Here is a 20,879-nt window from a genome sequence, read left to right as displayed (position 1 = left end):
AACTTCCCCTCTGCTTCCGGGGTTTGTCTCCGAATTATAGCGGCAAGTCTTTGGGAAGCGCTATCAGCATGTTATATAACTTTTCGCCCAATCTTCATATTTCCCGGTACCTGCGTATAAATCGGTAAAAGTGCATATTGTGCGTGTCAGCTTTATGCCGCTATGATAGGATAAAAAGATAGACAAGCGGCTGCTACCTGAAGGGGGAATACATATGAAGAGACCGCTCACGAGCCAATTTGCACGCAACGGCCTGTTCGTCAGGCTCATGCTCAGCTTCCTGAGCATCATCCTGCTTCTGGCTTCATTTAATCTGTTCTCACATCTATATTTAAGCGGCAAGGTCTACCAGGAGGTGGTCCGGCAGAATGAGCAGGCGCTGAACCAGACGGTGGAGGGATACGAGAATCACTTCCGGCTGACCCAGAATATGATTCTGGCACTTACCCAGTCGGATACGTGGACAGCCAATCTGGGCATTCTCAGCCATCTGAAGGAGAACCGGCGTTACGATATTCTCAGCGAGGTCAAGTCGGATCTGATGACGCTGTATGGTAATCCTTTTCTGCATATTGAGAATTTCATTCTGTACTTCAAGGCGGAGGATTATGTACTGGAAAAAGAAGGGCTTAGCAGCACCAGCGACATGTTCGGCAAATATTATTACAGCCAGGAGTATACGGCAGACTTCTGGCGCAGCCAGACCATGGACAACCAATATCTGAAGGTGATGCCTGCCGCCTCCTTTACAGAGACTACGATGAACTCCACGCGTCCGCTCGGACAGCTGATGCCGGTGCTGATCAAAGCCATTCCTTACGAAGAGGTATACGGTCTGGTGATGCTGAATCCGCAGCGGCTGGAGAAGGCTTACGGGGATGCCGGCAAGAATCCCTTCTATATAATGGATGCGCAGGGCCGTCTGCTCTTCTCCACAGCGGAGAAGGCATTGCCGGCTCTGGAGTATCCTGTGAGTACAAGCTCTCATGAGCGGATCGGGGATCAGTATTATTTCTATGAAAAAGGGGCGCAGACCGGCTTCACCTATGTCAGGGTGACCGAAGTTGCTGCCATTGCAACCGGGCTGCGCGGCATGCGGCTGCTGCTGGCCGTACTGCTCACTGCCGCAGTGCTGGTCAGCCTGCTGTTCTCCTTCTTGTTCAGCTTCAGGCTGAACCAGCCGCTCCAGCGCCTGATCGCCGCGCTTGACCGCACAACCGGCAGCGGCCCCGGCAAGCTGAGCAGTGTCAAGGAATTCGCCATCATCGGCGACCGCCTGAGCTCCATTCTGGAGAACAACCGGTTCATCCAGAACGATCTGAACCACAAGAATTCGCTGGTCCGCCAGTATGCATATACCCATAAAGTGAAGAATATTCCGCTGAACGCTAAGCTCGGCGATCTGGAGGATGCCCTGCATTCCGAGCAGCCTTACGCGTCCATCCTGTTCAAGCTCAGCTTCACCGGCTTGCCGGAGGAGCCTGAGCAGCACACGCTGGCCTTGTGGCAGCTGATTCAGCGCCTGTTCGCCGGGGGCAGGGCAGAGAGCGAGAGCGTCGTGCTTCAGCCGGAGCAGGATCTGCTCTTGCTGCTGCTCTTCAATCCCGGTCCGCAGAGCGGAATTCTTCAGGTGCTGGGTACGCTGCAGGAGCTGCTGGCCGAGGAGCATTCCCTCTACCTCACCATTGCGGTCAGTCCGGTATACTCCGGGGAAACCCCGTTTACCGATGCTTACCATAACCTGTCGGTACTGCTTACGGAACGCAGACTAAATGGAGAAACCCAGATTATCGTGGAGCCGCGGGCCTCGTCGGCCAAAGCGTTTCATATGAAGGTAACCTACGGGGAAGAGCTGCATAACCTGCTGCAATCCGGCAGCGAGGAAGCGGTCCTTGGCTGGGTGGACCGCCAGCTGGAGCAGCTCCGGAACAAGGATGCCACCGCGGAGGATTTCCGGACGTTTGCCCGCGGGGTTGCAGAGCAGGCAGGCAAAACGGTCATGAAGCAGAATCTGCCGGAGCTTGAAGTGGGACTGCTCTCTGCGCTGTCCGGTGAGCCATTCGCCGCCTTCTATTCCACCGGTCAATACCGGGAATGGCTGACGGGGCTCCTCACACCTGTGCTTGCGGCCATCCGCAGCGGCTCGGAGACACGGGATCCGGTTATCAGCTTCGTGCTGGAGTATCTGGACAAGCATTACGGGGAAGACATCAATCTGAACATTGTAGCGGACAAGCTGAATCTGACCTCCGGTTATTTGTCGAGCATCTTCAAGGAGAAGACCGGCATCAACTTCAGCGAATATCTGAATACGTTGCGGATCGAGCGGGCCAAGGAGCTGCTGATGAATATCGACCAGCGGATTCAGGATATCGCGCTGCAGGTCGGCTATCAGAATGTGAATTCCTTCATCCGCATGTTCAAGCGCAGCTCCGGCTTGACGCCGGGTGAATACCGCAAGCGGTATGTGGGGGAAGATCACAGTTAAGTCTGGAGTTTGTATCTAAAATAGCATACCGGACACACGGTTTCCGCCACGCGTTACGGGAACATAAAACCGGCGGTGTCAATGGCAGCAGGCTGGCGGTCAGATGCTTGGAGATGTGCCCTGCAGGTGATATTGTTTTATCGTTTCGTCGCTTCAATCGCCTTATAGGTTATCTCCGAATGACTTACAATAATGTTCTCCGTGTTCCCGGCAACGTGCCCTTGGCGGTCTGCAGTAACGGCTGCATCAGGAGGCATGGACTTAGAACGACTTCCCTGCTTCTTGTTCTTCACATCATAGAGGAAATAAGAAGCATCCTTCAGCTCCGGTGCTGCATCGCTTCTGGACCCGGGCTTCAGAGTATATGATTTCATCACAGCAATGTTGGCATCCATCCAGCCTGCAACCTCCACTGCCGCCCCTTCTGTTCCGTCTTGGGCCTGAACGGATGCAATAGGAAGTCCGTCCGGGTCAAAAAAACGGATCTCCTGAGGAGCAATCTTCAAATAATCAATATCTATTCCAAGAATCCGGTTCTGATCCATCGGGGCCTGATCCATCCAGGCAATGGTTCCCGCCGGATTCCACTTTATTTTCTCAGACGGCACATATTGATCTGCTGGCAGCGCTATTGTTCGAAGCTGTACGCCTTTATTATTGAAGAAAGTCAATTGGCCGCTCTCATCATCATGCACGAACCTCTCCAGCGTTGGGGAAAGGAACAGGGATGGCGCTCCGGTCGTGGAATGAGGGATTACCGGATATTTCAGAAGGTGGAGTTCATCGTCTCCTGTCTTCAGATCAAAGATCCATACATTCCCGAGGTAGCTCTGCAGGAACAACTGCTGCTTATCGGCGTTCCACTGGTGCATATAGATGTAATCGTATTCTTGCGTAAGCGGCCAAAAGTCTTCCCGGAGCCGTTCAACGGCCCCCGTAACTACATTATATGCAGACAAGTGATATTGTCCGGCTTCCTCGGTCAGCTCCGATTCCAGGAATAACAAATGCTCTTCATCCCAAGGAATCAGCAGATTATAACTGCTCATAAAAGCATTGTTCCACCCATTATCCGAGGAGTGCAGCTCGTCGCTCCATCCTACATGCACCTCATCCGTAGTTGGATCATGGGCGACCAAGGCGTTGATTGCGTTGTGATCGCCATAAAAGAGATGAATCGTATGATACATAACTCCCTGCAATTCAGCCGCAGGGCCGCCGCTAAGGGAATAGTTGTTTTCCGGCAGACCTTTAGGTACAGCCACAAGATCTCCGGCAGAGTTCCGCTTAGCACTAAATGCAAGCTCTTCAAAGCTGGATTCAGCAAACATCAACATCATCAGCTCGGCAGTGGATTCCTGGGTAAGCGCATAGCCGGTATGTGTATCACTCTTGTCCATAATCATCGCCTGCTCGCTGCTCTCGTTAATCCATAGCCGGAGAGCATATTGTTCCTGTTCCGAAGCCAACACCATATCATAGTCAGGAGCAGTTATATTTAAAATTCCCGGTATTCGCACTGCGCTATGCACGGCCCGGACAAACAGGTCTATGGTTTCAGGATCTGTGTATTCAAGCGGAGCTTCAGGATTCACTGCGTCTTGGTTGAGTGACCAAGTGAGTGTGATCTGCCGGATATTCTCCAGGCTGCGGTCGGTTATGGCGGATGATTCTACCCCTTCGTCCCGGCTGGATATGGAATCAACAGAATCAACAGAGTTGACAGAGTTCAGCCCGGCCGGAGCCGGAGCCTCGCTCTGATTGCTTCCATCTGTACATCCAGCCAGGATTCCCGAAATAAGAGTCACCAGGACCAGAAGATTGTTCTTTCTCACAAGCTTTCCCCTCCTGTCTTTGCTACCTTATTGGACGACTGGACTGGGATAAAGTTGCAAATTCATGCAAATACAAGAAAAATTTAAAAGGCGCTCTTTGTACAAAGAGCACCCCGTTCCTATAGCCGGTATGCGGCCTGTAGCCTTATGCTTCTTGGGCAGCAGGAGCATGATCCGGCGCTTTCTGATTCATGATCGGCAACATCATTAGTGCGCCGAGGAGAAATAATAATCCTGCTCCGCTAAAGATCGTACTGAGTGAAAAGGAATTCTTAAGTGCACCTGCCAGGGACATGGACACGACCATCATCCCGACAAACATCGGATTCAGCACCCCGTTGACCCGGCCGACAATGGAGGTATGTGACCATTTCAGAATCATTGTACTGATCCCGATATGGATGCAAGGGAAAACAAGGCCATTCAGAAACTGGATGGTCAGCGTGAGTGGAACACTTGTCGAAAACCCGACAATCGTGGTACAGACGGCGCCTGTCAGCATGCCTATGGCCAGGAGAAGCTGGGGCGGAACCTTTTTGGCAAAGACGGCTACTATACCTCCCCCGATCAGCATGGCGGCTCCATTCACCATCAGCATGTACTGCAGGAATTCCTCACTTCGGCCCAGCCGCTCTGTGACGATGAACAGATTCAGCGCTTGGGCTACGCCAACCGATAGTCCCGCCAATATAAATGCGAGTCCGAGCATACGCAGCACCTGGCTCTGCCAGACATAACGAAAGCCTTCGATGAAGTCTTTACGGAATTGCCCTTTGGCTGTGACTGTCTGAGCTTCCATATGATCCTCGGGCAGACGTACAAGGACGAGTGCAGACAGCAGAAACACCACGCCCATTACAGCGATTGAGGTCTCAAGCCCAAAGGTGCTGTACACGAAAGTGCCCAGCATCGGCCCGAGCACCATGAAGATGGCCATCAGCGATTGAAAGAGCGCCATGCCTTGCTGCAGCTGTTCTTCAGGCACATGGTACTTAAATAAACGCATGCTGGAAGGCTGTGAGAACTGGGAAAGAATGGCCGAGATGAAGGCAACCAGGTACACGGATTCCCAAGAACCGAAGTGAATGCTCATAAGAACTGCGAACACCGATACTGCGGACAGTGAATCACACCAGATCATGGTCCGCTTCGGCCGCCACCGGTCGGCAAAGGTACCTCCGATGAATGAAAAAACAAAGATAGGCGCGAATTCAGCTACGCTGATCAGGGAAATGGCGTAGGGATCATTGCTGGTCCTGTCCGCCACATAGAGGAGAATCGCAAAATTGCGCACCCAGATGCCGATCTGCAGCAGCACGCTTGATAAAAGAATCGTCTGCAGGAACCGGTTACGGAGCAGGCTTGGCGGTTTTGCGCTTGTGACATGCCTCATCAATCTAATTAACCCCCTATTGATCCATAAAATACACTCGTGTTCATTCCAGGCATGGTTCTCCTTTCCCTTCCTAATTATACGGACCGGACGTAGATCAATAAAGAGTTTCGGAAAGAAATAGGAGTACTAAATTTTCTATGGGAGTAGTGGTTAAAGTTCGGATTTCGGGATCAGGAGATCCCGAAATATTCCTTACGATTAATTTTTTAGACTTGACCTTCCGGTCTGTAAAGCCGGTTGCCCCCTGCAGATGCTTATGCATCACATCGGCCAGAGTTTTACTGTCTTCGCTGTAATAATACGTTTCGGTTCCCGCACATTAGGTTTGTCTTTGACGGAGTTGGCATGAATAGACACGAAGGCATCCGCTTGAAGTTCGTTGGCCATATCCGCGCGTCTGCTATTGGCATGGTAGGTATCATCGCGGCGTGTCATCACAATGTGGAAAGCCGGCTCCTGCAGCAGCAAACGCTCCACCTTCAAAGCCAGGCTAAGATTGAAGTCCTTCTCCAGCGTCTTCGCGGTGCCGGCCGTTAGCGCCTGGATCGGAGCCGCCATGTCCTGCATCAATCACAATGGTCTTTTTCCCGCTCCCCGGATGGACAGGCTTCTCCCCTACGCCCATGGCTTCGTTAATGAATCTTAGCGGCACGAGCGTGGTTCCGTTAGGGTTCCTGGGAGCTGCGGACAGCGGATGGGAGGCCCCATCGATCAGAGCATTTTTTTGGCCAATCGTCAGCTCTACGCTGCCGATTCCTTTTGAATGGTTACGGTGCCATTCTGTTCGTTTATAGGTGCATCTCATCCATTTCGTCTAGTTTTATAATTTATAGTTCAAAATTTAGACGCCAATAATTGGTAGAACCCCAAGCAAAAAAACCACGGCACCCAGCCCGGCGCCGCAGTCTAATTATTAATCTGCTATTGGAGTTACTTCAATTGGATTTGCTTCATATATTCTTTGAATTCTCCGGCGATTTCTTTGTACATGGTATGATGCAGGTAATGGGAGCCTTCCATCGGAATCATTTTGCCCTGTGCAGATTGTTTGGCTTGCTCCTCATGCAGCGGAATCCACTGCTTATTATGCTCGTTAAAACGCAAGAACTTCATACGGATAGGCTTTCACATAAGACACCCCGTATAGCCCCGTGATGGAGTGTCCCATCAGAATATAACGGTCAATCCCCAGCTGCTGCACAGCCTCGTGAACTTCGTTGATGATATTCTCGGTGGTTCTTTCTTTATCCGTCTCATCACTCAAGCCATAGACGAGAGGCTCGACCGCCACCACATTGTAATCCGGGGTTAATTCATCAATGAGCAGCTTGAAATCAAGCACAGGCGAAGCGGTGCCTTGATACCTCCAATTATTTTTAGCCATAACTTCCCTTTCTTACGGCTCTTGATCCCCCTTTATGGTGTTGCCACTGTTTCTGCCACGTTCATCTTCTCCTGACCTTGTATCTGTAAAGCCGCCTTGACGACATACCTGAAGTATAGTCAAGCAACATGTCCGCTTCATGACAGCAATATGAACGGAGTATGAACACAGAATAATTATCGTATGAGCTTTATATTCAAAAACGTTACATCATCTATTTGATCATCCGGTCTTCCATTCGCCTTAACGGGAGCAGGCGTCCCTTGGTAGAGAATACGGCCGTCAGCAATGTCAGCTACTGCTGTAATAGGCATGCTGTTGTTCGCAAAATGTTCGCCGGTTTGCAGCAGCAGATAAATCCGGCCGTTCGCTGCCCGAGCTTGACTGATTTTCCCCTTGCTGAGTTGACCTGCTGTAATAGTTACTTGAGGATGAACAAGGCCGGTTGATAGGTCATAGCGGTCCACAGTCACCGCTTCCTCCGATACGCGCAATGTAGTGTAGGTAAGTCCCTCCAGGATATGTTGAGTCGAAAGCCCCTTTATGTTTTCTTCTTCCCCAGCGGCAAGCGGCAATTCCTTTACTTCTCCAGAAGCGTAATGGTACTCAAAAATTCTTTCAGAGAATACTTCAGGAATAGTATCGCTTACTGATACTCTACCATCAGTCCAGTGCTTGCTGCTCTCTTTCACCATAAACAGCACTCGGGGGTTGGCCGCTGTCGGCTTCTCTTCAGCGATGATCTGTTTTTGCAGCTCACGATCGTTTCTGGAGGATTCACCTAATGGCACTTGAACACTGCGAATGGGCGAACCCGTTTCGGCGTTAAACACCTTGTCGATGATCTCATTATCTTGGTTTACTCTGTTAATGTTGGTAAGAACGTGTATTTCTGAGCCAGTCTTCTGTACATCTATCACGTTAGCATATTGCACGGAGTCAAGCAGTTCATCTGTGTAACGGATTTGCTTGCCGGTTGCCAAATCCAGCGAATCGATACTCCAGCGAATCTTTCCCTCCTGATCCGTATCTTTCGAATGGATATAACTCGCTTTCGCAAAAATGAGTGAGTCTTGATCCGAGTAATAGCCATCCGTGCCCTTCTTCCCCCTCATGAACCCTGGATGCTCCTTATACAGCGCTTTAAACTCTGAAAAAGTCTGCTCGTCCAATGATCCCTTGCTTTTCATCCATTGATCCCAGGATGTCTGATCAGTTCTCTTGCTGCCCGCTGTGGATACTTCAATGGGATATGAGCCTTTGCCACCTACATAACTCCCCAACAGAGTCAATTTGGATGCTTCGGCCAGATCCCCTTCTATAGTCTGCAGCTGATATTCCGGCAGGCGCAATTCTGCACCATAAGCATAATAAGTCCCGAGGGAAGCCATTATTAACAGAATAAGTGTGCTCGTGATCGTATAACGTTTCATAAGTCATTCACTCCCTACACGGTAATCTTCTTCGAAACGAGCCTGAAACCGAGTGTGAGCGTAAGGCTCATCACAATAAGGTAAATGCAGAACCGGATAGCTGTTATCTCTCGAGGATAGAAATAATCATACAGATTAAGATAAACTGCGCCTCCGATTGCAGCCCCGCATACGGCAACATACAAGATCGCATAGACAATGCCGAGCAGTTGGTAGCTTCGTTCTAGTAATACTGCCGTAAAGACAACAAAGACAGCCAGAATACCGATTCCATAATACACAACAAATCGCAACCCATCCAGCGGCAGCAAGAAAAGGACGAACACCCGGTTGGATGCAACCGCTTCGGCAAGCAGGGAGGACATCCGGTATTCGGAGGGAACCATCCAGTTAAACAGCTGGCGTTCCAGCAGTAGCATCAACAATTGGAATGTGACCATGGCAAAGACGAATACAAAGATAGCAGTGGCTTTGGCCATGTACACGTTCCGCCTTGCCGTCGGCAGGGTAAACAACCGATAAGCAAACTTATCTCTACCGGTCCAGTCACGGTACCAAATCAAAAAGACATATAAACCCAATACTATAATGCTGATCAAAATAGGTACGGCAAACAAGAACTGCGAATCTCCGATGACATCGGCAAATGAAAAGTTACGTAAAGGATGCTCTCCCAGGCGGGCTGCCTCTCTCCACCCCTTAACTCTTATCTGCGTAGTATGCACAAGTCCGATGATCTGAATGGCCGCCGTCAAGAACATCAGGCTGAAGAGAGCGTACCGGAAGCGATGAACCTCCAGATGGACGAGCTTTAGATATCTATTCAAGTCAGGAGCACCTCCTTCATGACGTCAACGACAGATTTGCTTTCCTCGCTTCGGACCTGTTCGCATTCAAAAGAACGGGCAACAACCCCATCACGCAGCAGCACTGCTTTGTCTATGAGATACTCGACCTCTCTCACTTCGTGAGTAGTCAGTAGAACGCCGCGGTTGCCGACCAGTTCACTGGAGAACACCTCCGCGATTCTCTCCCGGTTGAACAAGTCAATTCCAGCAAAGGGCTCGTCCATGATTACATAGTCGGAGTCTTGAGCCAAACCGAGCACCAGATTGAACTTAGCGGCAGTCCCCTTCGACAAGCGGCCCGCACGTTCCTTGAAATCAAGATCAAAGAAACGCATAAGTTCGTTCGCTCTATCCTTGTTCCAGCGGCTATAAAAGTCTTCCATGAACCGAAGAGCGTCAGAGAGCTTCATGGAAGCCGGAATAGCCAAATGGTCAGGGATATAGGAGACCCGCTCATAAGTATTTCGGCTAATCGGCTCCCCATCAATCCGAATGCTTCCCCCATGAATCGGTGTTAGTCCCATAATCGTTTTGAGTACGGTTGATTTTCCCGCTCCATTAAGTCCGATTAGACAAGTGATTTGTCCCTTCTCGGCAGTGAATGTGACATCATTAAGCACATCTTTGTATGTGTATCTTTGGCTGACACGTATGAGCTCAATCATCGTTATTTCCTCCTTGTCCACTCTCAAAGGGGGCTTCCGGGGGCACTTGTCTTTTCCCCGCCTGTGCCTCTGTGTATATTTGTTGAACCACATCCAGCAGCTCGTCCAAAGGAACGTCTATGTTGTGAATGGAAGCCACGAACGCCTCAACGGCTGTGCCGAGCAACTCCGACCGAATCTGTCTCAACACATCCAGCTCCAAAGTGATGCGGCTGGGGGAGTTGCCTTCCGTTACAATCAATCGCTGATCCTCCATTTCCTTGTATGCTCTCTGAGCAGTATTAGGGTTAATCTTTAGCAGGGCTGCCAGCTCTCTTCTAGACGGTATGGTCTGACCAGACTGAATAACGCCAGTTACGATCTTCTCTTTGAAAAGGCGGACGACTTGAGAATAGACAGGCTCACGGCTGTTAAAGGAGATACCGGCCCATTCGTTGACTTTGTTCAAAGGTGACACCCCTTATGCTCGCAAGTGTGTACTAATCGGTTAATACACTACAAGGTGTATTATGGGGTTAATACATTGAGTTGTCAATTATTTAATTGTTACTCTCCATTCAAAAAACATAATCATTGCAAATAACCCCGAACGAGCCTCCTCTTTCAGAAGAGGCTTTGCATGGGGTTATTACTAGTGAATATTTTGTATATGGCTAGGTGAATCAGGAGATTTTTGTTTGAAAACATGCCGTTTAATCACATTTTTTGACTTCGCCACGATAATTGGCCATTCTGAAGCTGGCACCACATCCACATGACACCTTAGCATTAGGATTGTTCATGGTGAAGCCGCCAACCATTCCACTCTCTTCATAGTCAATTTCAAGACCGTCAATGTATGGAATACTATTGTTGTGAACCAATATTCTGAAATCCTTTTTATTTAATACAATATCCTCTTCTGCCTGCTGCTCATCCACGACAAGGGTGTAGGATAAACCGCTGCATCCCCCTTCATCAACGCCCACTCTAAGGAAGGGATTTCGGAGATCCGCACTTCGTAAGATTTCGGAGATTTTTTCTGATGCTTTATTACTGACCCCGATGATCATCGTCATTCCTCCTTGGTTTATTTGATCTTCACACCTACAGACGGGATACCCGTGCTTATTTGTTCAGCGAGTGGCGAAATCCGGGTGCTGGCACACAGACTCATGACGATCAACAAGAGATGGAAGCCCATGGCTACCACTAATCCGGATTGAAGTGACATGCCGCCCGCCTGACATACCACAAGGATGGAACCGCCGATTCCGATAACTACACCGGGGGTGAAAGAATCTGCAAATTGCAGATTTGCCGAAGTTTGCCCCGCGCCTCCTTCTCCTGTCTGGGAAAAAGCCACCACACCGCTTATCGGATGCGCCAATCCAATGCCGATTCCAGCGATAATCTGGCCCACAACTGCAACCGTAACGGTCACAACAGGTACCCAAAATACGATGGCAATCCCTGCGGCAAGCAGCAATACACCCAGAACAATTCTCGTATGACGCCCACGGCCCAGATCTGCCGAATCCCAGCGTCCCTGCAGATAGGCAATGATACACCAGCTGAGCGCAGCACTTGCCACGATTAATCCGGCCTGAGAAGGGGTAATTCCTTTAACCTCAATCAAAGCCAGGACCAGGAAATTCTGTGTGCTGGCATAGGCAGCGAAGAACAGCCAGCGTGATGCCAGAATAGCCGGCATGCCTCTTCGGAACGTAAGTGTTCCCTTCGGCAGCAGTTTGCGGAGCGGAAATACCATAAGTACTAGGCCGATAATGACTGGAACAAATCCCATAATGCCCGGAAGCTTGCTTAGGCCAACCAGGAAAATCCCTGTACCCAGCGTTAACAGTAAGGCCATCCAAGTCGATGAAGACCCGTTGTCCCCTTTCGTCTTCTGCGTTTTTAATTTCGTAAACGCAGGTAAGCTAAGTAGAAGAAGCCCGTCCCATGGGCCGACCCGCCAAGCTGTGGATATTAACTCCTGCGGCTAATCGTTTTTTTCCAAACGGCTATTCGGATTTATCCGTCAGTCTGATCAATTCCATGAAGGACGCCTTCGGAATTGAGGGGCTGGACCAGCTGCTGGCTGTCCGGAATAAGAAGATGCAAGAACAATATCTTCAGCATCTGGGCGATTCATCTGACGTTAGAGAGAGGCTGGAGAAACTGGCCGAGATTCGGACAAATGAAGGTTATATGGCCGAGGTTAAGGAGCAGGAGGATGGCAGTCTTTTATTCATAGAGAAGCACTGTCCGATCTGTGTAGCTGCCGCTGCATGTACCGGGTTATGCAAGAATGAGATGCATTTATTTATGACTGTGCTGGGAAATAATGTTGATATTGAACGGGAAGAGTACATTCTGGCGGGAGGAAGAAACTGCGTGTATAGGGTTAGGCAAAAATAGGAGCTTCTGCTCCGGGTTTGTATCAAAAAAGGGACTGTCCTAAGTCATGAAATGACAGCTTAGGACAGCCCGCAATAGAGACCAGAAATAGCAGTTGGATTTTCTACACTTGCTAATGAGACAATGCCTCCTGTTAAATCAGGAGTTGGAAAAACAGCACTTAAATCATTCCGTTTCACCCAAATTAGTGAAACCACCAATATTAGATGTTGTTTTTCCACTTGCTTCCTTACATCGCTCAGAAATTGACGAATTAAGATACCTTTTTCCACTTGCTTGTTGCAAGACTTTCCGTTTCCAGCAAATGAAGGCGATCCATGAAACGGTATTTACCGCCGTGCTACGGGACAGCCTTTTTACTTCAACGACTGGTATCCGTGATTATTGACGAATCGATTTGAAAGACTCGGTCTGCTGTGTAATGCCCTTCTCTGCTGCAAATCGTTCAATGCTCGACGCGCCGAAGAATCCATCGATGCCCTTTGTTCTCTGAATAACATAAGCGGCGTCCTCCGGCTCGGCAATGGGTCCGCCATGGCAAATAATCATGATGTCCGGGTTCACAGCCCGGCCGGCTTCAATAATCGCTTCAATTCGTTCAACACAGTCATCCAGCGTCAGCGCTGTTTTGGCACCGATCGTGCCCTTGGTCGTCAAGCCCATGTGGGCAACCAGAATGTCAGCCCCTGCCTCCGCCATGGCTTTGGCCTGCTCAGGATCAAAGACATAAGGGGTGGTCAGCAAATCCAGCTCATGGGCAATGCGGATCATCTCGACCTCCAGATCGTATCCCATCCCGGTCTCCTCCAGATTCTGTCTGAACACCCCATCAATCAAGCCTACCGTAGGGAAGTTCTGGACACCGCTGAAGCCCTGCTCCTTCAATTGCTTCAGATAAACCTCCATCACCCGGAACGGGTCGGTTCCGCATACCCCTGCCAGAACAGGCGTATGCTTGACGACAGGCAGTACCTCGGCACCCATCTCAACGACGATTTGATTGGCATCTCCATAGGACAGCAAGCCCGCCAGTGAACCGCGGCCTGCCATTCTGTAACGGCCGGAATTATATACAATCAGCATATCCGCTCCGCCCGCTTCACTGCTCTTGGCTGTAATCCCTGTGCCTGCCCCGACACCGAGGAGAATTTTACCCGCCTTCACCTCATCCTTGAATTTGGCCATAATTTCTGTTCTGCTCAGCTTATTCATTCATGTATCCTCCTTAATGTGTTGTTCAGGAATTGGATGTCTGCATGAGTGCGATCAGCTTATTCGCTGCAGCCTCTGAAAAGGCCGGATCGTTGATGGCGCAATCCATTTCAATCACTTCAACTCTAGTGCGGTCAACATGCTGACGCAGGGTATCGAATAACATCCGGTCCTCTTCCGGGCCGTAGAAGGGCTGCCCCTCTACATCAATTGCGGAAATGCCCCTAAGCGGCAGCATCAGCACGGTGCTCTCCACGGCCAGGTTCAGCTTCTCCGCCAGCTTCCTGCCGATCTGTTCATTCTCTGCCACCGTCGTTCTCATCAAGGTAACGGTCGGGTTATGCTGGTAAAAGGTATGATCCTTGAATTTCTCCGGTACGGTATCTGCCGGTCCGAAATTGCACATATCCAAAGCGCCCACCGAGACCACCTGCGGAATACGCTTGCGGCCTGCAGCCTCTAACCGGTGCGGCCCCGCATTCAAGACGCCGCCAATGATCTCATCCGCCCACTCGGTCGTCGTCAAGTCCAGTACCCCTTCAATGAAACCTGCCTCGATCAGTGCCTCCATCGATTGACCGCCGATCCCTGTGGCGTGGAACACGAGCACCTCGTAGCCCCGTTCCTCCAGGTATTTTCTTGCCGCTGTTACACAGGGCGTTGTTACCCCGAACATCGTGGCTGCCACGAGCGGCTTCTTCTCGGGTGTATGCGTATGCTCAAACTTGAGCATTCCCGCCATCGCAAATAATGCGTTTGTAAATATCGTCGTGGAAATTGAATTCAAGCCTGCGACATCCACCACAGACGGGATCATGATAATATCACTTGTGCCTACGTATGGAGCTGTATTTCCGGATGCAACGGTCGATACCAGCACCTTCGGAACACCAATGGGCAGAGCTCTCATAGCCGGAGCGACCAGTGAGGTTCCGCCGGTACCCCCAAAGGATATGATACCGTCAAATTTCCCCTGCTTGTACAACAGGGGGACCAGCTTCTCCAATCCTTGGGACAACAGTTCTGTAGCCAGAGCCCGGTCCTTCCTTGCTGCAAGCTCCTCTATGTCCATGTTTGCGGCGTACGCGACCTCCCGATTGGACACATCCGGAACAAAGGCCGGCTCGAAGACGCCCGTATGGATCATCAGGGTCCCCAGCCCAAGCTCCTCAGCAATTTTCTTGATGTACAGGTATTCCTCACCTTTCGTATCAAACGTTCCAGCTATTGCGATGGTCTTCATTCTGCTGCCTCCTCATATGGATTCATCTGGAACAGTGCTCAATCACCGGTAGCCGAGCGCTATAGATTCATCATACTGGGCTTGTTTAAGAATGAAAACGCTTTTATGTACTATGTTTTTGTGTTTAGGTTAGATCTGTAACGCTTGGGAGAGCAGCCCTTCAGCTTTTTAAACATTTTACTGAACTGGGCATAATCCGGATACCCAGCCATCGCGGCCACCTCGGATAATTGAAGCTGAGGTGCCTGGAGCAACGTGGCAGCTTTATTGATGCGGAAGTTCACCAGATATGCCTGGAAGCTGCAGCCGACCTCTTTTTTGAACAAGCTGCTCAAATAACTGCGCGAAACATGGGCCACCTTGGCCAGATCCGCAAAAACAACCTCATCGCTGTAGTTCTGTGCCACATATTCCTTAACAAACTCAACGTAATCATAATGCCTGGTGATGCCGCTGAGCATTTTGACCATGAAATCATCCTCATTGAGCTTGCCCAGGCGCTTGAAATCGCGGGTAATTGCCGTAAGCGACTGCTCGGATGGAATCCGTTCGAAGGCAGAGCCGCCAATGTAACCCATAATCTGTGTGTTATTGCTGTACATGTACTGGACATCTACAGGTGTCTTCACCGGACCGCCGTAAATCATCTTGATCACATCCGGCTTAAGCTGCCCGCAGGCAACAAAAATGCGCAGTGCTTTTGCTTTGGCAGCTTCTAAGGAGACAACCTTCCGCGCCCCCAATAATCCGCCTTCAGTCAGGCCGAGATGAGCACAGATTACATCTGCACCCGCTTCGAGCATCTGAACCGCTTGGAATTCGTCAAATACGAAGGCCACCGTAAACAGCTCCTGCCGATGGGCCAGGCGTATGGCCTCTACCTCCTTGTCATAGCTGATTCCGTCTTCCTCCAGAGCCTCTCTGAACAATCCGTCTATCAGGCCGACTGTCGGATAATTATTGACTCCCGCAAAGCCTCTGTCCTTGATATCCTTTATATAACCGGCCATTTCTCTGGTGGGATCATTCGCATTCAATCCAAAGAGCACGGGAGTATCCCTCACCAGCGGCACAATTTCCCTTGACGCAAAGTCCATCACCATATCATTGCTGTTGCAGAACGGTAAGAAGCCTGCCAGAGAGCTTCTCCCCATTTGCCGAAACTTGCCGGAGTTCAGCATTAAGATAAAGTCCGCCCCGCTCTGGGCGGCAACCTTGGCTGTAATCCCCGTACCTGTCGAGACACCAATGATATGATTCCCCTCATGCAGCTGTGAGTGAAGGCGCTCCAGTATGGCTGTCCTGTTCAAGCTCTATCGCTCCTCATTTATCCGGATTCCTCTATGCTAACTGTCTTCGCCTTCTATTATAACAATGTACCGGAGCTATAAAGAGCGCCTTTGGAATCTAACTTTTGGCATGGGCGAAATCATTGCTCCGCAAGGGGCGGCTTAAGTTCAGCTTATATGACTGTAATTTGTACAGCTATAATCCTGCACGAAATACAACATTCCCCTTCAAGATAAAGAGCTCATGCATTTCATACAACAATCCTTATAAGTATCCCAGTATGTATGATTGGCCTTTCTATAAAACAGATTACCCAAATGATTAATCCAGCTTGGCTATTTACCTAAAGCCATCAAACCATTCCGGGTGCCGGAAATATCGCTGCCTGATGGAAACGCGAGTAAGGTGCCCCGCCAGCGGGGCACCCTCATTCTGCTCTTGCCAAGCTTCGTCCATACTGCAGCCGGATCAGGACGGAGCTTGATTATGATGTACGTAGGTGTACGTAGATGTACGTAGATGAAACAGAGTCTGCGCGTGGCTTCTCCGCTCCTGCAATGTCCAGATTAGCCTTGCCCGGCCGGGGAACTTAAGATTCCAGCTCCTCTGCGGTCCAGTGCAGCTGGACCCCGAGCGCAATCAGCTGCTCCTGATAGGCCTGAAGATGCTCCGCAGTTCCCCTGACCGCTGCCGGTTCTACCTGCTGCCTGATAGCATAAGCCGCGAGAGTACCGGCAGCCTCGCCAATATTCCATTCCGTCGGATGCAGCCGGTAGCAGCCGTTCGCGATTTGGGTCATGGAAATATTTTTGCAGGCCGGGAGCAGGTTCTTGACCCGGACCGGGATCAAAGCGCCGAGCGGAATCTCATAAGGGTGGTTCGGAATATAAAAGGTCCGCTGGCTTACCGTCGTGGGATGAAGATCCAGATGATAGCTGCCGACTCCCACGCTGTCCTCATAACGCCGCGGTCCCGCCGGGCCGCGCAGCTCCTTGCTCACATCCTGCTCGGCAACGGTGTACAGTCCCCGGATGCGGCGTGATTCACGGATATACGGGGCTTTGGCCAGGCCGTCTTCCGTACCCAGCACATCCCCGCGCAGCCGTACGCCCGGATAGCCCTTCCCGCCGTCCAGACGGGGAGCTTCGGTCTGGAGCCAGTACACGAGTGAGAGGGTCAGCTGTCTGGCCCCCTCCAGATGCCGTTCCCGTTCCTCCGGGGACACTCCGATGAGAGATCCGTCATAATAATCGTTCAGCGCCCAGTTCAGCAGTGTGACTTCCCCGTCATTCAGCGACTCTGTCCAGATGCTGGGGTCCACGATCCGCCGGTAATCCCACAGGGAGACAATGCCCTGCTCATTCGGAAACATCGTGAACTGCTTCAGCTTGCTTGTATCCTCCGCATCGGAAGCGAACCAGCTGAGAATCGGATACTGCGAGAACGAAGGGACATATTCGCGCCAGTAATCATAATCCCTTGGGCGTGGGATCGTATAATCCCCGCCTGGCACATAGTCTACTGCTGCCACATGGGTAATGGATTGCATATCGAGCGGGTCCGCTTCCTCCAGGGCATGTGGCTCTCCCGTCTCGTTGCGCGCCTCCGCGCCGCTGACATACTCCACCCCGGCCAGCGGCAGCAGATCGCCGCATTCCGTGGCATCCAGATAATAGGCACCATGCAGCCGGATCAGCTCTCCGCCCGGCCCCTGAACCGTGACCCCGGTCACCAGATCGCCCTCGGTATCGGCAGCGACCGGCACCGTATGGTAGAGCACCTCGATCCGCCCGGTGTTCACATACGGGGCTAACATCTCCTGTAAGACGGCCAGCGCCACCTTCGGCTCATGCGCGAGCCGGCTGACCCAGCCGTTGCCGGGATTCAGTATAGGATTGCTCCTGGCTGCTTCCGTAATCGGATAATTCCGTCTGTAATAGTCCCTGACCCTGCTGCGAAATTCGCGGTATGATGCGGTACTACCCGATTGCTCAATCCAGCGGTGCTCATCAGGCGGAACAGCCTGCGAGGTCAACTGCCCCCCAAGCCAATCCGTTTCTTCCGTCAAAAGCACCCGCTGCCCCGCCTTGGCTGCGGCCAGTGCTGCCGCCACTCCGCCAAGGCCACCGCCGATAATCACTACATCCGATTGTTTCTCCTGTCCGCTAGCCATACTCCATCTCCTCCTTGTCGCTGCCGTAAGACTCCACGCTGCTATCCCGGCGCAGCCGTTCCAGGGCCAGCCGGGCCGCGCCAAAGCAGCCTGCCCGGTTGCTGAGTTCCGCTGCCGCGACCCGGCGGGCTAACCCGCTTTCCAGCTTCCCGGCAAGCAGCGGCCACCATACAGCCCGGGCCTCAATCACTCCGCCGCCGATAATAACCAATTCGGGATCTATCGAGGCACCAATATTGTCAATCACCTGGGCCAAATCGGCAGTGAAGCGCTCCAGCACAGCCAGCGCCGCCGCGTCGCCCCGGCCCGCAGCGGCCATAATCTCCCGGCCGTGCGTATAGGTGCTGCCTGTCTGCTCCCGCGCCAGCCGCAGCAGCGCACTGCCGGACACATATTGCTCCGCGCAGCCCCGCTTCCCGCAATTGCAGGGCCGTCCGCCGGGCACAAGCACGCTGTGCCCCCAGTCGCCGCCGCTCCAGCCCGCTCCGCGCAGCAGCCGGCCATCCGCCATGTTGGCCCCGCCGACGCCGGTGCCAAGCGTAAGCATGACCAGGCTTGGCTTGCCGCGCCCGGTCCCCAGCCACGCCTCACCCAGCAGTGCGGCATTGGCATCGTTATCGGCGGCGGCAGGCAATCCGAACTCTGCCGCCGCCCACTGCGTTAACTGCAACCCTTGCCATCCTGGCAAATTGTCGGTGGCGTAGACCACCTCGCCCGAATCCGCATTTATCCTGCCCGCCGAGGCAATGCCCAGCGCTCCCACTTCAGGATGGCCTGTCAGCAACTCCTTCACCAGTCTGTGCAGCTGGCCGAGAATGACCTCCCGGCCCAGCCGGGCCTCTGTTTCGCGCCCGGCTTCCGCCAGAACCGTTCCGCCTTCATCAACCACAAGCCCCTTGATTCCGGTACCGCCAATATCCACACCTATCACTTGCCGCATCCGCGCCGCCTCCATTCCCGCCCCCACATCGTCTAATAAATCCGGTCAATGACCGCTCTGGCTGTCAGTTCCTTCATCTTCTTGGTCTCTTCGGCATGCAGGCGCTCCAGCCCCTGGCAGAGCAGGTCGATAATGAACAGCTGGGAGATCTTGGCCCCAACGGAGCCGCCCTCCAGCGGAGATTCCTTCCCGGCAGTCAACAGCACGATGTCGGCAATAGAAGCAATCGGGGACTTGGCGTAGTTGGTCATGGCTATTACCTTGGCCCCGTTCTGCTTGGCCTTCATCAGCATGTCATTCGTATCCAGCGTGCTGCCGGAGACGCTGATGCCAAAAGCGACATCGCCTGCCCCCATCGTCACTGCCATCATCGACTGGATGTGACTGTCGGAATTGGCTTCCACACGCCGCCCGATGCGCAGGAAGCGGTTCTTGGCATCCAGTGCGCTGATGCCCGAAGAGCCTACCCCAAAGAACTGGACATACCGGGCCTGATCAAGAGCGTCCACCGCCTGCTGTAATTGCTCCCGGTCGAGCATTCCCAGACTGGAATGCAGAACCCCCACCATCGAGGCATACAGATGGTCGGCGTAATCGCCTTCCCCTGCCCCTTGCTCGCCATCCTGCTGCAGCTGCCGCTTCGGCAGCCCCTGGGCCAGCATCAGCTTGAAATCCTGATAGCCCTTGAAGCCGATTTTACGGCAGAAGCGCATGACGGTGGTCTCCCCCGTTCCGGCAAAGTCAGCCAGCTCGGTTACGGACAGATAGATCAGATTGTCCGGATGCTCAAGTACACACCGGGCCACCTTTTGCTCCGATTTGGTCATGGAAGGATAATACGTGTTAATTCGGTCGTTCATTTCCATTGTTATTCATCCTCACTTTTCTCGCCGCTGCTGCGAACTGCCGGGTGATTAACTGCGGCCGGGTGATTGCCGAGCCTACTACTACCGCATAAGCCCCCAGGCCCAGCGCCGCTTCCACTTGGGCGGGCTGGCTGATCCGGCCTTCGGCTATGACCGGAATCTTCAGGCGCTGTGCAGCCAGCTCCAGCAGCTCCAGATTCGGCCCCTCCTGCTGCCGGGAATACGGCGTATATCCCGACAGTGTAGTCGAGACACAGCCGACTCCCAGTGACTCTGCGTATAGCGCTTCCTCCAGGGTGGAGATGTCCGCCATGGAAGCAGCCGGGCTTGCGTTCAGCAAGTCTATGATTTGCTCCAGTGTACAATTTCCCGGCCTGCTCTGCCGGGTCGCATCAAAGGCGATAATATCCGCACCGGCGTCCAGCAGCTCCTCAATCTCTCCCAGTGTTGGGGTGATATAGACGGCAGAATCCGGGTAATTGCGCTTCACGATGCCAATAACCGGCAGCGAGACCGCCCGCTTGATCGCCCGTACATCCGCCGCCCCGTTCGCCCGGATGCCGACTGCTCCGCCTTCCGCCGCCGCCGCCGCCATGCGGGCCATAATCTCAGGCCCGTGCAGCGGTTCATCAGGCAGCGCCTGGCAGGAGACAATCAGCCCCAGATGCAGCTTCTCCAGTATAGTATTGCTCAGGGTCCCCACCCT

At 52.3% G+C, this 20,879-nt stretch carries 21 protein-coding genes and 1 pseudogene; 2 read left to right on the top strand and 20 right to left on the bottom strand.

What is annotated here, in order from left to right; translation table 11 throughout:
• The first annotated feature begins 214 nt into the window (after nucleotides 1-214).
• Nucleotides 215-2,488 carry a helix-turn-helix domain-containing protein gene (locus tag PBOR_RS18255; protein WP_042214053.1) on the top strand — a complete coding sequence of 758 codons (2,274 nt, stop codon included), beginning with the start codon at nucleotides 215-217 and terminating at the stop codon, nucleotides 2,486-2,488.
• A gap of 137 nt (nucleotides 2,489-2,625) precedes the next feature.
• On the opposite strand, the gene PBOR_RS18250 is transcribed toward PBOR_RS18255, so the two are convergent.
• The 12 genes and pseudogenes from PBOR_RS18250 to PBOR_RS18200 form a co-directional block, all read right to left on the bottom strand.
• Nucleotides 2,626-4,323, bottom strand: coding sequence for a YhfM domain-containing protein (locus PBOR_RS18250; RefSeq protein WP_042214051.1), 1,698 nt, complete (start codon nucleotides 4,321-4,323; stop codon nucleotides 2,626-2,628).
• A 145-nt stretch (nucleotides 4,324-4,468) separates the two neighbouring features.
• A complete protein-coding gene (locus PBOR_RS18245; protein WP_042214048.1) occupies nucleotides 4,469-5,716 on the bottom strand; it encodes an MFS transporter in 1,248 nt (415 codons plus the stop codon).
• Nucleotides 5,717-5,980: 264 nt separating this feature from the next.
• Entirely contained in the window at nucleotides 5,981-6,196 is a 216-nt protein-coding gene (locus PBOR_RS35540; protein ID WP_245647819.1) for an N-acetylmuramoyl-L-alanine amidase family protein, read from the bottom strand.
• A gap of 13 nt (nucleotides 6,197-6,209) precedes the next feature.
• The gene (locus PBOR_RS36300; protein WP_081972102.1) at nucleotides 6,210-6,524 is read right to left on the bottom strand and encodes a stalk domain-containing protein; all 315 of its coding nucleotides are present in this window, start codon (nucleotides 6,522-6,524) and stop codon (nucleotides 6,210-6,212) included.
• A gap of 125 nt (nucleotides 6,525-6,649) precedes the next feature.
• Nucleotides 6,650-6,823, bottom strand: a complete 174-nt coding sequence (locus PBOR_RS38600; RefSeq protein WP_218918838.1) for a hypothetical protein — start codon at nucleotides 6,821-6,823, stop codon at nucleotides 6,650-6,652.
• A pseudogene (locus PBOR_RS38595) lies at nucleotides 6,816-7,076 on the bottom strand (alpha/beta fold hydrolase); the annotation flags it as partial. The pseudogene PBOR_RS38595 and the gene PBOR_RS38600, both read right to left, overlap by 8 nt.
• 203 nt (nucleotides 7,077-7,279) lie before the next feature.
• The gene (locus PBOR_RS18225; RefSeq protein ID WP_042214043.1) at nucleotides 7,280-8,536 is read right to left on the bottom strand and encodes a hypothetical protein; all 1,257 of its coding nucleotides are present in this window, start codon (nucleotides 8,534-8,536) and stop codon (nucleotides 7,280-7,282) included.
• Nucleotides 8,537-8,550: 14 nt separating this feature from the next.
• Nucleotides 8,551-9,363, bottom strand: a complete 813-nt coding sequence (locus PBOR_RS18220) for a hypothetical protein (protein WP_042214040.1) — start codon at nucleotides 9,361-9,363, stop codon at nucleotides 8,551-8,553.
• On the bottom strand, nucleotides 9,360-10,049 hold the full coding sequence (locus PBOR_RS18215) for an ATP-binding cassette domain-containing protein (RefSeq protein WP_042214038.1): 690 nt from the start codon (nucleotides 10,047-10,049) through the stop codon (nucleotides 9,360-9,362). The genes PBOR_RS18220 and PBOR_RS18215 overlap by 4 nt, the downstream gene beginning before the upstream one ends.
• Nucleotides 10,042-10,497, bottom strand: coding sequence for a GntR family transcriptional regulator (locus PBOR_RS18210; protein ID WP_342671060.1), 456 nt, complete (start codon nucleotides 10,495-10,497; stop codon nucleotides 10,042-10,044). The genes PBOR_RS18215 and PBOR_RS18210 overlap by 8 nt, the downstream gene beginning before the upstream one ends.
• A gap of 244 nt (nucleotides 10,498-10,741) precedes the next feature.
• A complete protein-coding gene (locus PBOR_RS18205) occupies nucleotides 10,742-11,101 on the bottom strand; it encodes a HesB/IscA family protein (RefSeq protein ID WP_052429537.1) in 360 nt (119 codons plus the stop codon).
• Nucleotides 11,102-11,118: 17 nt separating this feature from the next.
• The gene (locus PBOR_RS18200) at nucleotides 11,119-11,901 is read right to left on the bottom strand and encodes a hypothetical protein (RefSeq protein WP_245647818.1); all 783 of its coding nucleotides are present in this window, start codon (nucleotides 11,899-11,901) and stop codon (nucleotides 11,119-11,121) included.
• An 89-nt stretch (nucleotides 11,902-11,990) separates the two neighbouring features.
• Here PBOR_RS18200 and PBOR_RS18195 point away from each other — a divergent pair, with 89 nt between their 5' ends.
• The gene (locus PBOR_RS18195) at nucleotides 11,991-12,449 is read left to right on the top strand and encodes a helix-turn-helix transcriptional regulator (RefSeq protein ID WP_042214036.1); all 459 of its coding nucleotides are present in this window, start codon (nucleotides 11,991-11,993) and stop codon (nucleotides 12,447-12,449) included.
• Nucleotides 12,450-12,508: 59 nt separating this feature from the next.
• Here PBOR_RS18195 and PBOR_RS37725 read toward each other — a convergent pair whose 3' ends face one another.
• The 8 genes from PBOR_RS37725 to PBOR_RS18160 all read right to left on the bottom strand — a co-directional run bounded on the left by PBOR_RS37725 (nucleotide 12,509) and on the right by PBOR_RS18160 (nucleotide 20,867).
• Entirely contained in the window at nucleotides 12,509-12,721 is a 213-nt protein-coding gene (locus PBOR_RS37725) for a hypothetical protein (protein ID WP_157764065.1), read from the bottom strand.
• 109 nt (nucleotides 12,722-12,830) lie between these two features.
• Nucleotides 12,831-13,661, bottom strand: coding sequence for a phosphoenolpyruvate hydrolase family protein (locus PBOR_RS18190; protein WP_042214033.1), 831 nt, complete (start codon nucleotides 13,659-13,661; stop codon nucleotides 12,831-12,833).
• A gap of 25 nt (nucleotides 13,662-13,686) precedes the next feature.
• On the bottom strand, nucleotides 13,687-14,904 hold the full coding sequence (locus PBOR_RS18185) for a Tm-1-like ATP-binding domain-containing protein (protein WP_042214031.1): 1,218 nt from the start codon (nucleotides 14,902-14,904) through the stop codon (nucleotides 13,687-13,689).
• A 110-nt stretch (nucleotides 14,905-15,014) separates the two neighbouring features.
• Nucleotides 15,015-16,214, bottom strand: coding sequence for a phosphoenolpyruvate hydrolase family protein (locus tag PBOR_RS18180; protein WP_042214028.1), 1,200 nt, complete (start codon nucleotides 16,212-16,214; stop codon nucleotides 15,015-15,017).
• A 569-nt stretch (nucleotides 16,215-16,783) separates the two neighbouring features.
• The gene (locus tag PBOR_RS18175) at nucleotides 16,784-18,367 is read right to left on the bottom strand and encodes an FAD-dependent oxidoreductase (RefSeq protein WP_042214026.1); all 1,584 of its coding nucleotides are present in this window, start codon (nucleotides 18,365-18,367) and stop codon (nucleotides 16,784-16,786) included.
• Nucleotides 18,360-19,307, bottom strand: a complete 948-nt coding sequence (locus PBOR_RS18170) for an ROK family protein (protein WP_245647816.1) — start codon at nucleotides 19,305-19,307, stop codon at nucleotides 18,360-18,362. The genes PBOR_RS18175 and PBOR_RS18170 overlap by 8 nt, the downstream gene beginning before the upstream one ends.
• A 32-nt stretch (nucleotides 19,308-19,339) precedes the next feature.
• Nucleotides 19,340-20,173 carry a MurR/RpiR family transcriptional regulator gene (locus tag PBOR_RS18165; protein ID WP_042214022.1) on the bottom strand — a complete coding sequence of 278 codons (834 nt, stop codon included), beginning with the start codon at nucleotides 20,171-20,173 and terminating at the stop codon, nucleotides 19,340-19,342.
• A complete protein-coding gene (locus PBOR_RS18160) occupies nucleotides 20,151-20,867 on the bottom strand; it encodes an N-acetylmannosamine-6-phosphate 2-epimerase (protein WP_245648275.1) in 717 nt (238 codons plus the stop codon). Before PBOR_RS18160 ends, PBOR_RS18165 begins: the two co-directional genes overlap by 23 nt.
• Nucleotides 20,868-20,879 lie beyond the last annotated feature (12 nt).

Source organism: Paenibacillus borealis (assembly GCF_000758665.1).
In the GTDB taxonomy this organism is placed as follows: domain Bacteria; phylum Bacillota; class Bacilli; order Paenibacillales; family Paenibacillaceae; genus Paenibacillus_AQ; species Paenibacillus_AQ borealis.
The sequence above is the reverse complement of the archived record's forward strand: the minus strand, read 5'-3'. Positions and strand labels throughout refer to the sequence as shown.

Coding starts and splice junctions, on each gene's coding strand:
- PBOR_RS18255 (WP_042214053.1), top strand. CDS start 215: ATGAAGAGACCGCTCACGAGCCAATTTGCACGCAACGGCCTGTTCGTC.
- PBOR_RS18245 (WP_042214048.1), bottom strand. CDS start 5,716: ATGAGGCATGTCACAAGCGCAAAACCGCCAAGCCTGCTCCGTAACCGG.
- PBOR_RS36300 (WP_081972102.1), bottom strand. CDS start 6,524: ATGAGATGCACCTATAAACGAACAGAATGGCACCGTAACCATTCAAAA.
- PBOR_RS18225 (WP_042214043.1), bottom strand. CDS start 8,536: ATGAAACGTTATACGATCACGAGCACACTTATTCTGTTAATAATGGCT.
- PBOR_RS18215 (WP_042214038.1), bottom strand. CDS start 10,049: ATGATTGAGCTCATACGTGTCAGCCAAAGATACACATACAAAGATGTG.
- PBOR_RS18205 (WP_052429537.1), bottom strand. CDS start 11,101: ATGATCATCGGGGTCAGTAATAAAGCATCAGAAAAAATCTCCGAAATC.
- PBOR_RS18200 (WP_245647818.1), bottom strand. CDS start 11,901: ATGGCCTTACTGTTAACGCTGGGTACAGGGATTTTCCTGGTTGGCCTA.
- PBOR_RS18195 (WP_042214036.1), top strand. CDS start 11,991: ATGGGCCGACCCGCCAAGCTGTGGATATTAACTCCTGCGGCTAATCGT.
- PBOR_RS18190 (WP_042214033.1), bottom strand. CDS start 13,661: ATGAATAAGCTGAGCAGAACAGAAATTATGGCCAAATTCAAGGATGAG.
- PBOR_RS18185 (WP_042214031.1), bottom strand. CDS start 14,904: ATGAAGACCATCGCAATAGCTGGAACGTTTGATACGAAAGGTGAGGAA.
- PBOR_RS18175 (WP_042214026.1), bottom strand. CDS start 18,367: ATGGCTAGCGGACAGGAGAAACAATCGGATGTAGTGATTATCGGCGGT.
- PBOR_RS18170 (WP_245647816.1), bottom strand. CDS start 19,307: ATGCGGCAAGTGATAGGTGTGGATATTGGCGGTACCGGAATCAAGGGG.
- PBOR_RS18165 (WP_042214022.1), bottom strand. CDS start 20,173: ATGGAAATGAACGACCGAATTAACACGTATTATCCTTCCATGACCAAA.